Origin of the sequence: Aureivirga sp. CE67, from assembly GCF_015767245.1 — a bacterium.
In the GTDB taxonomy this organism is placed as follows: Bacteria; Bacteroidota; Bacteroidia; order Flavobacteriales; family Flavobacteriaceae; genus Aureivirga.
On sequence record NZ_JADOTV010000010.1, the window covers coordinates 69,636 to 84,797 of the forward strand.

Genomic DNA, 15,162 nt, shown 5'->3' on the forward strand with positions numbered 1-15,162 from the left:
ACATTCATTTAATATTATCGATAAAGGTGTTAATATCTTTGTTTTTAGAAAAAGTAACTCATCAAAAAACAAAAAGATGCAAAACACAAAAAAATTGCTTTTTGTCCTTTTATGTTTACCGATTTTATTTTATGGTCAAAGGAAACAGTCAAATAATTCCTTTGAAAATATTATCGTTCACACAAAAGGCGGAAGCTTCAACAAAAAATTAAAAAAAGAAAAAATTAAATTAAATCAACTGTTGAGTACAGTTAACGACTGGTTTAATTTAAATGATGATTATTCATTTCAACAAATTTCGAGTAAAACAGATAAATTAGGTTTTACGCATATTAACTTTGAAGAGTACTACAAAGGAGTTAAGGTTGAAAATGGAATTTTAATGGTACATTTAAAAGCAGGTTATGTAAACTCTATTAATGGTCAAATACATGCTTTAAAAAATGTGACTTCAACATTAAAAGTTTCAAAAGGAAAAGCACTGGATTTAGCAAAATCAAAATTAAAAGTTTCAAAACTAATTCAAGAATATCCTACAGAAACTGTTTATTTAAAGATTCAAGAAAAAGATTCCTATAATTTTAAGTTAGCACAAAGAGTTAGAATTGATTCCAATGAACCATTTCAAATGTGTCATTTGTATTTAGATGCTAATTCAGGAGAGATTTTGTCTAAAGTAAATTTATTTTATAATGAAGATACTCCAGGGACTGCTGATATTTTATATGGAGGAGTTGTGGATATTACTTGCGAATCTCATAACGGGTCTTATAGGTTGAGAGAGGCAGAGAGAAATATTCAAACTTTTGATGCAACAAATGCTGATTATACAGTTGGTATTGACGGAATTCCAAATTCAGAAGATTATGAAAGTTCAACAACGGATTGGGTAATGTCAGGTAATGATCAAACAGCATTAGACGTTCATTGGGGAATGGAAAAAACGTATGATTTCTATCTGAATGCAATGGATAGAGATAGTTATGACGGCGAAGGAGGACTAATTAAGCAGTATATTAATCCACCACATTATCAGGCGGAACAAGGAAATACGCAAAATAACGCATCAGCTTATGGAGCTCCTTATAATATTATGTTATATGGAATGGGAGATGGAATACAATTTAATCCTTTAGTAGCTTTAGATGTAGCAGGTCATGAGTTTACACATTTAGTTGTAAGTAATAATGGAAATGGTGGTTTGGTATATCAAGGGGAGTCAGGTGCTCTTAATGAATCTTTTGCTGATATTTTTGGAACTTCTATTGAGTTTTATTCTAATGTAAATCCAGATTGGCTAATAGGAGAAGATATTTATGTAGATGGAATAACTTATATGCGTTCTATGGAAAATCCTAATTCAAAAGAACATCCTGATACTTATGCTGGTAATCACTGGATTGATACAAGTTCTTCATTTGATAATGGAGGAGTACATATTAATAGCTCGGTTCAAAATCACTGGTTTTATTTATTGAGTGAGGGAGGAAGTGGAACTAATGATAACAATGATAGCTATTCAGTTACTGGAATTGGAATTGAAGATGCTAGAAGTATTGCATATAGAAATTTAATTACTTACCTATCTTCAACAGCTTCTTTTTATGAAGCATTTCAAGGATCACTTCAAGCAGCAGATGATTTATTTGGTGAAGATTCTCAACAATATCAGTCTGTGGAAGATGCTTGGTTTGCAGTTGGTATTTATGAAGGAATGGATATTCCATGTTCTGGAACTACTGAATTAACAGATTTCTCGGGAACTTTCAATGATGGACAATCAATTTATTCAAGTGATACGTATTGTGCATGGTTAATAAATCCAGTATATGCGAATCAAGTTAAATTAACATTTACAGAATTTGAGACGGAGTCTGGTTATGATTTTGTTCGTGTTTATGATGGAAATAATACATCAGCACCATTATTAGGAGAATATTCAGGAACTAGTTTACCTGATGAAATTACAACTTCAGTTGGTGTAGGGCAAATGTTTGTAGTTTTCACTTCAGACCCTGGTGTTAATTATAGTGGTTTTGAAGCGGAATATGAAGCGTTAAACGAACCATGTGAAGGAAATACAATATTGACAGAAAATTCAGGTCAAGTGATGGATGGTTCAGGTCTTGATAATTATGCTGATAATTCGAATTGTACTTGGCTAATTGAGCCAGCAGGAGCAACTCAAATTAGTCTAAATTTTTCAGAATTTGATTTAATAGATGGAGATAGCGTAAAAGTTTATGATGGAGAAGATAATACAGCTCCATTATTAGGAGAATTTTCAGGGAATGAAATTCCAAGTGAAATTGAAACAACTTTTGGTAATGGGAAAATGTATATTGAATTTACTTCAGACGCTACAAATAATGCTTTAGGATGGCATGCAAATTATGATGCAATTTTTAGTTTTTGTGAAGGAGATTCTGAGCTTAATGACTCTACAGGTACTTTTACAGATGGAAGTGGAGATGATAATTATGAAGATAATTCAAATTGTTCATGGTTAATTAATCCAGAAAATGCAATTCAAATAACTTTAAGTTTTTCAGATTTTAATACTGAAACTGGATATGATTTTGTTAGAGTTTTTGATGGAGAAGATGATTCAGCAACTCTTTTAGCAGCATTTTCAGGAAATAATATTCCTGAAAGTATTTCAACTTCTTTTGGTGTGGGAGAGATGTTTGTAAGATTTACATCAGATGGTTCCGTAAATCGTCCTGGATGGACAGCTAATTATACAAGTGTAATAAATGAGCCTTGTGATGGATTGACAGAATTAAATACAGAGACGGGTATTTTATTTGATGGATTACTAAATGAAGATTATACTAATAATTCAGATTGTTCTTGGTTAATAAATGTAGATGATGCTGCACAAATTTTCTTAAATTTTACAGAGTTCAATTTAGAAGAAAATGATTATGTAAAAGTTTATGATGGAGAAAATGAATCAGCGACTCTTTTAGGTGAATATACAGGGAGTACTTTACCTGCTGAGGTTTATACAACTTTCGGAAACAATAAGATGTTTGTGGAATTTACATCTGATGATTCAGAAGTAAATACAGGTTGGTATGCAAACTACCATGCAGCTTATCAGTATTGTGCTGGAGAACAAGAGTTCACTGCTATTTCAGGAACTATAAATGATGGTAGTGACTCTAATGATTACCAAAATATGGCAGATTGTTCATGGTTAATTAATGTTGAGGTTGCAAATTCAATTCAAATTTCTTTTGATTACTTAAATTTAGAAGAAAATGATTATGTAAGAATTTATGATGGAGCAGATGAAGCAGCAAGTTTATTAGCTGAATATACAAATGAAAGTATTCCAGGATTTATTGAATCTTCATTTGGAGTTAATCAGGTACTTGTAAAGTTTACTTCTGATGAAGCAGGATCAAATGAAGGGTGGGAATTAAACTATGAAGCAAACTTTTCATATTGTCAAGGTCTTATGGAGTTAACAGAGCCTTTTGGATCATTCTCAGATGGAAGTGGAGATGGTAATTATGAAAATTATTCAGATTGTTCTTGGTTAATTAACCCAGAAAATGCAATTCAAATTACACTAGATTTTTCTGAATTTAGTACAGAATCAGGATATGATTATGTAAGAGTTTATGATGGAGAAGATAACAATGCACCTCTTTTAGGTACTTTTTCAGGTTCCACTTTACCTTCAGAATTGTCTACAACTTTTGGAGTTGGAGAAATGTATGTGGAATTTACAACAGATGTTTCAGTAACGAATTCAGGGTGGATAGCGAACTATACAAGTTTAGAAAGTGAGCCATGTACAGGTTTGACAGAATTAAATACAGAAACAGGAATTTTATTTGATGGATTAGTAGATGGAGATTATGTAGATAATTCAGATTGTTCTTGGTTAATTAATGTTGATAATGCTGCACAAATTTTCTTGAATTTCACAGAGTTTAATTTAGAAGAAAATGATTATGTAAGAGTTTATGATGGTGAAAATGAATCTGCTACTTTATTAGGAGAATATACAGGAAATACTTTACCAGTTGAGATTCAAACAACTTTTGGAAACAATAAAATGTTTGTGAAATTTACATCTGATGATTCAGGGGTAAATTCAGGGTGGTTTGCAAATTATTATGTAGGTTATGAATATTGTTCGGGTACTGAAGAATTAAATGCAGCATCAGGAAGTATTTCTGATGGTAGTGACTCTAATAATTATCAAAATATGGCAGATTGTTCTTGGTTGATTAATGTGAGTGCTGCTACTTCAATTCAAATTGAATTTCAAGATTTTTATGTACAAGAAAATGATTATTTAAGAATTTATGATGGAGCAGATGAAACAGCAAGTTTATTAGCTGAATATTCAAATGAAAGTACTCCAGATTATATTGAATCTTCTTATGGAGTTAATCAAGTATTTATAAAGTTTACTTCTGATGAGGTAGGAACAGCAGATGGATGGGAATTAAATTATGAAGCAAATTATACATACTGTCAAGGGTTTACTGAGTTAACAGATGGATCTGGATCATTTTCAGATGGAAGTGGTGATAATAGTTACCATAATTATTCAGATTGTTCTTGGTTAATTAACCCAGAAAATGCAATTCAAATTACATTAGATTTCTCTGAATTTAGTACAGAATCTGGGTTTGATAATGTAAGAGTTTATGATGGAGAAAATAACAATGCACCTCTTTTAGGTACTTTTTCAGGTTCCACTTTACCTTCAGAATTGTCTACAACTTTTGGAGTTGGAGAAATGTTTATTGAATTTACAACAGATGGTTCTGTAACATATTCAGGATGGACTGCAAATTACACTAGCTTAATAAGTGAGCCATGTTCAGGTTTAACAGAATTAAATAGCGAAACAGGAAGTTTATTTGATGGATTAATAGATGGAGACTATTCTAATAATTCAGATTGTTCTTGGTTAATTGATGTGCCAACAGCAGCGCAAATTTTCTTGAACTTTACAGAGTTTAATTTAGAAGAAAATGATTATGTAAGAGTTTATGATGGAGAAAATGAATCAGCAACTTTATTAGGAGAATATACAGGGAGTTCTTTACCAGCTGAAGTTCATACAACTTTTGGTAACAATAAAATGTTTGTAAAATTTACATCTGATGATTCAGGAGTTAACTCAGGATGGTTTGCAAATTATCATGTTGGTTATGAGTATTGTTCAGGTTCTGTTGAATTAAGTGCAGCATCTGGAAGTTTTTCAGATGGAAGTTTTGATGAAAATTATCAAAATATGGCAGACTGTTCTTGGTTAATAAATGTAGCTGATGCTCAGCAAATTTTCTTGAATTTTACAGAATTAGATTTAGCAGAAAATGATTATGTAAGAGTTTATGATGGGGAAGATGAAACAGCTCCATTATTAGGAGAGTATACTGTTAATAATTTACCACAGAATCTTGAAACAACATTTGGAAATAATAAAATGTTTGTAAAGTTTACTTCAGATGAAACAGGAACAAATTTTGGTTGGATAGCAAATTATAACGCAGGATTTGAATATTGTTCAGGTTTGACAGAATTTAATGATTTTTCTGGATACTTTACAGATGGTAGTTTAGGACAAAATTATCAGAATAATGCTGATTGTTCTTGGTTAATTAATGTAGATAATGTGAACTATGTAGAATTAAGTTTTACGGAGTTTAATTTAGCAGAAAATGATTATGTAAGAGTTTATGATGGGGAAGATGAAACAGCTCCATTGTTAGGAGAGTTTACTGGGAATTCACTTCCTTCAACTGTACAGACATCTGATAATAATGGAAAAATGTTTGTGAAATTTACTTCTGATGAAACAGGAACTTTTACTGGATGGGAAGCAAATTATATTAGTTATGTTGAATACTGTTCTGGATTAACTGAATTAACAGAAGATTCAGGAACTTTTTCAGATGGAAGTTTAGATTATGAATATTTAAATAGTTCAAATTGTTCATGGTTAATTAATCCAAATAATGTAGCTCAAATTATCCTTAATTTTACGGAGTTTAATACTGAAGGTGGTTATGATTATGTAAGGGTTTATGATGGAGAAGATAACTCAGCTCCTTTAATTGGTGAATATTCAGGTTCTTCAATTCCTAGTGAAATTTCAACTACTTATGGTGTTGGTAAAATGTTTATTCAATTTACAACAGATGGTTCTGTTACTTATGATGGTTGGACTGCAGAGTATACTTCTATTTTACCTGAGCCATGTTCAGGGTTGACGGAACTTACAGAAGATACAGGTTCTTTAAATGATGGTAGTGCTTCAGGAGATTATATGAATAACTCAAATTGTTCTTGGTTAATTGATGTAGCAGGTGCGACTAAAATATTTTTAGATTTTTCACAATTTAATTTAGCATCTGGGGATTATGTAAGAGTTTATGATGGTGAAAACGAATCTGCAACACTTTTAGGAGAGTTTACAGGAAATACTTTACCAGAAATTTTGGAAACAACATTTGGAAACAATAAAATGTTTGTGAAATTTACATCAAATTCTTCTGGAACAGCTGCAGGATGGTTTGCAGAGTATTTTGTTAGTTATGATTTATGTGCTGGAGAAGTAGTTTTAACAAATGAATCAGGATCATTTAGTGATGGAAGCGGTTCATTAAATTATTTAGATAATTCGAATTGTTCGTGGTTAATTGATCCAGATGTTGAAGTTTCACAAATTATTTTAAATTTTAATGAGTTTTCTACGGAAACAAGTTTTGATCGTGTTACTGTTTATGATGGGCCTAATGAAAATGCAAATGTATTAGGTCAATTTTCTGGGAATATTCTTCCAGAACAATTAGAGACTTCTGTTGGAGTTGGGCAAATGTATATTACTTTCACTTCAGATAGTTCTGTTACTGATGATGGATTTAGCGCTACTTATAATTCTGTACTTGTTTCACAACAACCTTATTGTAATGGATTAACGGAATTGACTGCTGCTTCAGGTTCGTTCTCTGATGAAAGTGGAAATTCTAATTATATTTCAAATACAGAGTGTACTTGGTTAATTAATCCTGAAAATGCAAACAAAATTACATTGACTTTTTCTGAGTTTGAAACTGAAAATATGCATGATTTTGTGAATATTTATGATGGAGAAAATGCAAATGCGCCACTTTTAGCTTCTTTTTCAGGAACTAATATTCCTAATTCTATTTCTACGTCAGAAGGTGTTGGCGAAATGTTTATTGAATTTATGACAGATGATACAGTTAATTTAGGAGGTTGGTCAGCAAGTTATAATACAATTTTAGGTTCTGAAGATTTTGAGTTGTCAAATTCAATTAAAATGTATCCTAATCCTTCAAATGGAATGTTGACAATTAACTCACAACTTAGCTATAATGTTAAATTTAAAGTTACTGATATGATTGGAAAAGTAGTTTATACTTCTGAAAAATTGATGAATGGAAGTTCTACATTTGACTTTAAACACCTTTCAAAAGGAGTTTATAATGTAGAGTTTTATTCTAAATCAGGTAGCTCAATAAAGAAATTAGTTTTAAAATAATTTCAATAACATAAGAAACCCAAAAATCTCCATAAAACATTTGTTCTATGGAGATTTTTTTATTTTCGATTCCTTTCAAATAATGTGGTTTCAATAGTATGAAGTGAAATATCTTTTTTCTTTAATAAAATCATGAAATGAAACAACATATCTGCAGCTTCGTTTTTAAATAAATGGTCATCTTGATCTTTTGCTTCTATCAATAATTCCATAGCTTCTTCACCAAATTTTTGACTCACTTTATTGATGCCTTTTTGATATAAATTATAGACATAAGATTCTGAATTTTTATTTTCAATTCTTCCCTCAATGATTTCTTCTAACTCATATAAAAAGCCTTTTGGTTTTTTCTCAGAAAAGCATGAGAATTTTCCTTTATGACAAGTTTCTTCAGAAGGTTTTACTTGAATTAAAAGAGAATCTGAATCACAATCTAATTGTATGCTTTTTACTTTTAAAAAGTTTCCAGAAGTTTCTCCTTTTGTCCAAAGCCTATTTTTAGAACGACTAAAAAAGGTAACAATGTTTTCTTTTAAAGTTTTTTCTAAAGCTTCTTTATTCATATATCCTAGCATTAAAACTTGAAAGGTTTTTTCATCTTGAATTATGACAGGAATTAATCCGTTTCCTTTGTTAAAATCGATATTTTCAATTTTCATAATCTTACAGGAATTTGTTCTTGATTTAAATAATTTTTTAATTCTGGAATAGAGATGCTTTCATAATGAAAAATACTTGCTGCTAATCCACCAGTTACATTTGTTTGATTAAAAACTTCTTTAAAATGTTTCATTTCTCCAGCGCCACCAGAAGCAATCACTGGAATTTTTACTAAGTTTGAAACCATTTTTATAGTTGAAATATCAAAACCATTTTTCGTTCCATCCGAATGCATGGAAGTAAGTAGAATCTCTCCAGCTCCTAATTTTTCTACAGTTTGTACCCAATCTTTTAAAAGAATTTCTGTCTTATTCGTTCCAGAATGCGTTACCACAAAAGAATTGCCATCCATATTTTTTACATCAATTGCAATAACGACACATTGACTACCAATTTCTTCAGAAATTTCTTTTATTAAAGTAGGGTTTTGAATAGCAGCCGAGTTTAAACTAATTTTATCCGCTCCAGCAATAATCAAATTTTTAGCATCTTCCAAACTTGAAATTCCACCGCCAACAGTGAAAGGAATAGAAATTTCTTTATTTATTTTTCTAACTAAAGAAATTAAGGTTTTTCTTTTTTCTAAAGTTGCTGAAATGTCTAAAAACACTAATTCATCTGCGCCTTGTTCCATATATTTTTTAGCTAAAACCACAGGATCTCCAACATCTTTTAAATCTAAAAACTGTGTGCCTTTTACGGTTTTTCCATCTTTAATATCCAAACATGGAATGATTCTTTTTTTTAGCATAATTCACATAGTTGTTTTAAAGAAATTCGATTTTCATAAATAGCTTTTCCAATAATTACTCCTTCACAACCGATTTCTTCGATTTTTAAAACATCATCAAAACTTGAAATTCCACCACTTGCAATCAGGTTTATTATTGAGTTATTTTTAAGTATTTCTTGGTACAACTCATTAGAAGTTCCAGCCAACATTCCGTCTTTTGAAATATCTGTACAAACAATATTTTTAATTCCTTTTTTGGTATAAAAATCAATGAATTCAAGAATTTCCAAATCCGATTGATCTAACCAGCCACTAGAAGCAACCAATTTATTTTTACAATCAGCACTTAATATTATTTTTTCAGTACCATATTTTTCTAACCATTCTAAGAATAAATCTTTTTGTTGCACAGCTACACTTCCAATATTCACCTGATTTGCACCAGAATCAAAAGCGATTTCAATTGATTTTTCAGTTTTAATTCCTCCACCAAAATCAACTTTTAAATTTGTGTTTTTACAGATTTGCTCTAAAGTTTTAAAATTTTTAATCTCATTCGATTTTGCACCATCTAAATCAACCAAATGCAAATATTGAATTCCATTTGCTTCAAATTCTTTAGCAACTTCCAAAGGATTTTCATTATATATTTTTTGTTTGCTATAATCGCCTTGCGAAAGTCTGACACATTTTCCGTCAATAATGTCGATAGCAGGTATTATTCTCATAATTCTAAAAAGTTTTTCAATATTTGATAACCCAAATCTGCTGATTTTTCAGGGTGAAATTGAGTTGCATAAAAATTGTCTTTTTCCAAAACAGCACTAAATGGCTGGTTGTAAAAAGAGATAGCAGTTGTTTCATCACAGATTTCTGCAAAATAGCTATGTACATAATAGAAATCCGTTTTACTTTTTAGATTTCCTAAAAGTGTAGAATTTAAAATTTCAATAGAATTCCAACCCATATGTGGCACAATTTCATTCTCTGGAAATCGCTTCACTTTTGTATTGAATATTTTCAAACATACCGTATTTCCTTCCTCGCTAGTTTCACACATTAATTGAAGCCCTAAACAAATTCCCAACATCGGTTTTTTATAATTTTTTAAAACCACATCCATTCCTTTTTCCGATAAATATTTCATTGCACTAGAAGCTTCACCAACTCCTGGAAAAATTATTTTGCTCGCATTTTGAATCGTTTTCAAATCATCTGAAACCTTACATTCATACCCAAGTTTGTTGACAGCATTTTCTACAGAAGCAATATTTCCACCATTATATTTTACAATTACTATCATAGGATACCTTTTGTACTTGGAATTCCGTTTTCATTATTTTTCTTAACTGCCATTTTTATCGCTTTTGCAAAACCTTTAAAAATTGCTTCAATTTTGTGGTGTTCATTTTCGCCATCAGCTTTTATATTCAAATTACATTTTGCACCATCTGAAAAAGATTTGAAAAAATGAGAAAACATTTCCGTAGGCATTTTTCCAACAAATTCTCTTTTAAATTCGGCGTTCCAAACAAGTTGACTTCTTCCTCCAAAATCAATTGCAATTTGTGCTAAACAATCATCCATAGGAAGTAAAAAACCATACCTTTCGATATTTTTCTTGCTACCTAAAGCTTCTGAAAATGTATTTCCAAGAGCAATTCCAACATCTTCAATTGTGTGATGTTCATCTATTTCTAAATCTCCTTTTACATTTATTTTCAAATCAATATTGGCATGTTTTGCAATTTGCTCCAACATATGATCAAAAAATCCAATTCCAGTATCGATGTTTTTCTGCCCATTTCCATCCAAATTCACTTCAATAGAAATATCGGTTTCCTGTGTTTTTCTTTTATAGGAAGCTTTTCTTGGTTGTTTTTTTAAAAAGGAATAAATTTCTTTCCAGCTTATAGTACATAAAACAGCATCTTTATTTTTATCACCAATTAAAATCCCGTTAGATTTCAGGTTTTTTGCTAATTCAATATCTGTTGCTCGATCTCCAATTACGAATGATTTTTTCAAATCATAATCTCCATAAATATATTTTTGCAAAAGTCCTGTTCTTGGTTTTCTAGTGTCTTTTTTTTCACTTTCAAAACTTTTATCAATTAGAATTTCTTTAAAATTCACACCTTCATTTTCAAAAGATTTGACAATGAAATTTTGCACTGGCCAAAAGGTTTCTTCAGGGAAAGAGTCTGTTCCCAATCCGTCTTGATTTGTTACCATTACTAGTTCAAAATCCAATTCTTTTGCAATTTTTGCTAACCATTGAAATACTTCAGGGTAAAACTCTAATTTTTCCCAACTATCCAATTGGTGATCGATTGGTGGCTCAATAACCAATGTTCCATCTCGATCAATAAACAATACCTTTTTCATCTATTTCTTTTAGTTTTTGGATTAATATTTTATTTTCTTGTTTGGTTCCAATTGAAATTCTCAAACAGTCTTTTATTTGTGAATTTCTATTTCGGATAATGATTTTATTCTCAATTAATTCTTGATATATTTTTTCAGAATTTTTACATTTTATAAGTAAAAAATTAGCTTCTGATGGAAATATTTTTTCTACAAAACTTAACCCTGAAAGTTCTTTCTTTAATTCTTCTTTTTGGTTTAAAATTTTATTAATATTTTTCTCAAATACTTTTTTGTTTTTTAATATTTCAATCGCCTTTTTTTGACTTTCTAGACTAATATTATAAGGTGGTTTTATTTTGTTTAAAAAAGAAATAATAAGTGGGTTCGAAACTGCCAAACCAATTCTTAAACCTGCCATTCCCCAAGATTTACTCAAAGTTTGAAGAACTACAAGATTTTGAAATTTTTCTACTTTTTTTACAAAAGAATCTTTGGAAGAAAAATCAATGTAAGCTTCATCAACGACTACAATTCCTTTAAAATTCTCTAATAAAAAATCAATTTTACTTTCTTTAATACAATTACCAGTTGGATTATTTGGAGAACAAATGAATAAGATTTTTAAGTTTTTATTTGAAATGATTTCTTTTAAAGTTTCTTCTAAAATTTCAAAATTTTCATTTAAATAGTATTCTTCGATATCTACATTATTAATTGCTGCCGAAACTTGATACATTCCATAAGTAGGAGAGAAGATGCCAATTTTATCTTCCTTTTGATTACAAAAAATACGAATTAAAAGATCAATTGCTTCATCACTTCCATTACCAAGAAATAAATTCGATTTTGAAATGTTTAATTGCTTACTCAAAATGTTTTTCAATTCATTTTGATTCCCATCTGGATATCGATTAAAGTTTCCAAAAGGATTTTCATTTGCATCCAGAAAAATTCCTTCTTTTAAGTTACTTTCACTTCGAGCACTCGAATATGCTTGTAAAGAAAGAATGTGTGGATTGATTAATTTTTCTATTCTTTCCATTTTTAAATTGAGTTTAATCTTACAGAAACTGCATTTTTGTGCGCCATTAATCCTTCTGCTTCTGCCATAATTTCAATTGTATTTCCAAGATTTTGAATTCCTTTTGCAGTAATTTCTTGAAAAGTGATTTTTTTAATAAAACTATCTAAACTAACACCACTATAATTCTTTGCAAATCCATTTGTTGGTAAAGTATGATTGGTGCCGCTTGCATAATCTCCAGCACTTTCACAACTATATTTCCCAAGAAAAACAGATCCTGCATTTTCTATTAAATCTTGATAAGTTACTGCATTTTCTGTAGCAACAATTAAATGTTCTGGAGCATAATAGTTACTTAATTCAAATGCTACATTAATATCTTTAACTAAAATCGCTTTACTATTTTGAATAGATTTTTCAACAATCCTTTTTCTGTCAAGTTGCTTTGTTTGTTTTTCTAATTCAAAAAGTGTTTTGTCAATTATACCTTCAGAAGTAGAAACCAAAACAACCTGAGAATCTTCTCCATGCTCAGCTTGAGAAAGTAAATCTGCTGCAATGTATTGTGGATTTGAAGTTTTATCAGCAATCACCAAAACTTCACTTGGACCAGCAGGCATATCAATCGCAGTTCCAAATTGCTGACAAATTTCTTTTGCTTTTGTCACATATTGATTTCCAGGGCCAAAAATCTTATCAACTTTCGGAATACTTTCTGTTCCCAAACTCATTGCTGCAATTGCTTGTGCACCACCAACTTTATAAATATTTTTAATTCCAAGCATATTTGCAGTAAAAAGAATAATTGGATTAATTTCATTTTTACTATTCGGCGGTGTGCAAATCGTAATGTTTTTACATCCAGCAATTTTTGCAGGAATTCCAAGCATCAAAATTGTAGAAAATAGGGGAGCACTTCCTCCAGGAATATAGAGTCCAACATTTTCAATTGGTTTATCTTTTTGCCAACATTTTACACCTTCTATAGTTTCAACTGTTTTATAGTTTTGTTTTTGCGAACTGTGAAATTTGTAAATATTTTGATAAGCAACCTGAATTGCATTTTTCAATTCTCTAGAAACAAAAGATTTTGCATTATTGATTTCTTTATTGCTAACTTTTAGATTTGAAATATTTACACCATCCAAAAGTTTTCCATATCGGATTAAAGCTTCATTCTTGTTGACTTTTACATCTTTAATGATTTCTCGAACAATAGTTTCTAATCGATTCGAATTTAATTTTGGTCTTTCGCAAATGGAATCCCAATCCTTTTTCTTTGGTTTTAAATATGTTTTCATGTTAGTTTACCATTTTATTTATTGGAACAATCAAAATATCTTCTGCTCCAGCAATTTTTAATTCATCAATAACTTCCCAAAATTCATTTTCATCAATAACAGAATGAAGTGAACTCCAACCTTCTTCAGTAAGTGGTAAAATCGTTGGACTTTTCAGTACAGGAAGAATTTTTGTGATAGCTTCAATTTTAGAATTTTCGATATTCATCAAAATATATTTACTGTTTTTTGCTTTCAACACAGCTTTTAAACGAAATAAAAATCGATCTAATAGTTCTTCTTTTTCAAGACTCAACAAATTACTTTTAGCCAAAACAGCTTCTGATTTCATAATTTGTTTTACTTCTTTCAGTCCATTTTTGAAAAGTGTACTTCCAGTACTTACGATATCTAGAATTCCATCTGCAAGACCAATATTTGGAGCAATTTCTACAGAACCAGAAATCTTGTGGATTTTCGCTCTGATATTATTTTCTTCTAAAAATTTGGAAAGAGTATTCGGATAAGAAGTTGCGATTTCTTTATCATTGAAATAATTTAATGAATCAAAATCAACATCTTTTGGTACAGCTAGAGAAACTCTACATTTTGAAAAACCAAGTCTTTGTACGATTGTAATATTTGGCTCTTGTTCGATCAAAACATTTTCACCAATGATGGCAATATCAACAGTTCCATCTTCCAGATATTTTGGAATGTCGGAGTTTCTTAGATATAAAATTTCTAAAGGAAAATTAGAAATATTTACCTTCAATTGATCTTTTCCATTGTCTATGGAAATTCCGCAGGAACTAAGAAGTTTTATGGAATCTTCGTGAAGCCTACCTTTTTTTTGAATTGCGATTTTAAGTTTACTCATTGTTTAAAAAATTATATCTGAGTAAAACGTAGGTAGCTTCCAAAAACAAAAAACACCATCTGATTTTACTCAGACGGTGTTCGGATATATCTTAAAACATTACATACCACTTTCACTCTGCCTGAGGGCAAATATGAAAATGATGATGATGTAATGATAAATTTCTCATTTGTTTGTTTTGTATGGTGCAATATTATGATCTATTTTTTAATATTCCAATAATTTTTTTCTTTTTCTTAAATTTTATATCAGAATTAACATTTCCCTAAACGGGATCTGTATTCATTCCGCCAATGATTTTCCAAGCTCCATTATCCTTTTTCCAAGTGTGCAAAATTCTAGTAGATTTAGAAGATTCGATTTGATTTGTAACAGTGTTTTTAAATATATATTTTACTACATAAATGCTGATTACCACACAGTCATATTGCTTTACAGAATATGGTTTTAAAGTATAAGAAAACTCTAGAAACTCACCTTGTTTTACAAAATTTATAGAACCTCCAATTTCATTTTTTGTTCTAATATTTTCACTCCAACTTGGCCAAGCTACCAATTCTTCATCCCAAAGTTTTAAATAAGAATCCAGATCTAAATTGGTTAAAACTTCCCAATATTTTTCTTCTAATTTCCAAACTTCTTCTTCCGCTTTGTTCATTTCTTTCATAGTTTAAG

The 15,162-nt window shown here is 30.1% G+C and carries 10 protein-coding genes; 1 reads left to right on the forward strand and 9 read right to left on the reverse strand.

Annotated elements, in window-relative coordinates:
- Positions 1-76: 76 nt before the first annotated feature.
- The gene (locus I0K12_RS12770) at positions 77-7,540 is read left to right on the forward strand and encodes a CUB domain-containing protein (protein ID WP_196888510.1); all 7,464 of its coding nucleotides are present in this window, start codon (positions 77-79) and stop codon (positions 7,538-7,540) included.
- A gap of 59 nt (positions 7,541-7,599) precedes the next feature.
- Here I0K12_RS12770 and hisIE read toward each other — a convergent pair whose 3' ends face one another.
- From hisIE to I0K12_RS12815, 9 genes are all read right to left on the reverse strand, one after another.
- Positions 7,600-8,199: a bifunctional phosphoribosyl-AMP cyclohydrolase/phosphoribosyl-ATP diphosphatase HisIE gene (gene hisIE, locus I0K12_RS12775; protein WP_196888511.1), complete on the reverse strand. Its 600-nt coding sequence runs from the start codon at positions 8,197-8,199 to the stop codon at positions 7,600-7,602.
- Positions 8,196-8,951, reverse strand: a complete 756-nt coding sequence (hisF, locus tag I0K12_RS12780; RefSeq protein ID WP_196888512.1) for an imidazole glycerol phosphate synthase subunit HisF — start codon at positions 8,949-8,951, stop codon at positions 8,196-8,198. The genes hisIE and hisF overlap by 4 nt, the downstream gene beginning before the upstream one ends.
- Positions 8,945-9,661, reverse strand: a complete 717-nt coding sequence (gene hisA, locus I0K12_RS12785; protein WP_196888513.1) for a 1-(5-phosphoribosyl)-5-[(5-phosphoribosylamino)methylideneamino]imidazole-4-carboxamide isomerase — start codon at positions 9,659-9,661, stop codon at positions 8,945-8,947. The genes hisF and hisA overlap by 7 nt, the downstream gene beginning before the upstream one ends.
- Complete coding sequence (gene hisH, locus I0K12_RS12790; RefSeq protein WP_196888514.1) at positions 9,658-10,236, reverse strand: imidazole glycerol phosphate synthase subunit HisH; 579 nt, start codon at positions 10,234-10,236, stop codon at positions 9,658-9,660. The genes hisA and hisH overlap by 4 nt, the downstream gene beginning before the upstream one ends.
- Positions 10,233-11,321 (reverse strand): bifunctional histidinol-phosphatase/imidazoleglycerol-phosphate dehydratase HisB, encoded by a 1,089-nt coding sequence (hisB, locus tag I0K12_RS12795; protein WP_196888515.1) that lies wholly within the window; start codon positions 11,319-11,321, stop codon positions 10,233-10,235. The genes hisH and hisB overlap by 4 nt, the downstream gene beginning before the upstream one ends.
- Positions 11,299-12,345, reverse strand: coding sequence for a histidinol-phosphate transaminase (gene hisC, locus I0K12_RS12800; protein WP_196888516.1), 1,047 nt, complete (start codon positions 12,343-12,345; stop codon positions 11,299-11,301). Before hisC ends, hisB begins: the two co-directional genes overlap by 23 nt.
- Positions 12,346-12,347: 2 nt before the next feature.
- On the reverse strand, positions 12,348-13,628 hold the full coding sequence (gene hisD, locus I0K12_RS12805; RefSeq protein WP_196888517.1) for a histidinol dehydrogenase: 1,281 nt from the start codon (positions 13,626-13,628) through the stop codon (positions 12,348-12,350).
- Position 13,629: 1 nt separating this feature from the next.
- Positions 13,630-14,487, reverse strand: a complete 858-nt coding sequence (gene hisG, locus I0K12_RS12810; protein WP_196888518.1) for an ATP phosphoribosyltransferase — start codon at positions 14,485-14,487, stop codon at positions 13,630-13,632.
- 265 nt (positions 14,488-14,752) lie between these two features.
- Positions 14,753-15,154: a nuclear transport factor 2 family protein gene (locus I0K12_RS12815; RefSeq protein ID WP_196888519.1), complete on the reverse strand. Its 402-nt coding sequence runs from the start codon at positions 15,152-15,154 to the stop codon at positions 14,753-14,755.
- Between the last annotated feature and the right edge of the window lie 8 nt (positions 15,155-15,162).

Bases quoted from the DNA above. Each gene is read 5' to 3' on its own strand.
- I0K12_RS12770 (WP_196888510.1), top strand. From the start codon at position 77: ATGCAAAACACAAAAAAATTGCTTTTTGTCCTTTTATGTTTACCGATT.
- hisIE (WP_196888511.1), bottom strand. From the start codon at position 8,199: ATGAAAATTGAAAATATCGATTTTAACAAAGGAAACGGATTAATTCCT.
- hisF (WP_196888512.1), bottom strand. From the start codon at position 8,951: ATGCTAAAAAAAAGAATCATTCCATGTTTGGATATTAAAGATGGAAAA.
- hisA (WP_196888513.1), bottom strand. From the start codon at position 9,661: ATGAGAATAATACCTGCTATCGACATTATTGACGGAAAATGTGTCAGA.
- hisH (WP_196888514.1), bottom strand. From the start codon at position 10,236: ATGATAGTAATTGTAAAATATAATGGTGGAAATATTGCTTCTGTAGAA.
- hisB (WP_196888515.1), bottom strand. From the start codon at position 11,321: ATGAAAAAGGTATTGTTTATTGATCGAGATGGAACATTGGTTATTGAG.
- hisC (WP_196888516.1), bottom strand. From the start codon at position 12,345: ATGGAAAGAATAGAAAAATTAATCAATCCACACATTCTTTCTTTACAA.
- hisD (WP_196888517.1), bottom strand. From the start codon at position 13,628: ATGAAAACATATTTAAAACCAAAGAAAAAGGATTGGGATTCCATTTGC.
- hisG (WP_196888518.1), bottom strand. From the start codon at position 14,487: ATGAGTAAACTTAAAATCGCAATTCAAAAAAAAGGTAGGCTTCACGAA.
- I0K12_RS12815 (WP_196888519.1), bottom strand. From the start codon at position 15,154: ATGAAAGAAATGAACAAAGCGGAAGAAGAAGTTTGGAAATTAGAAGAA.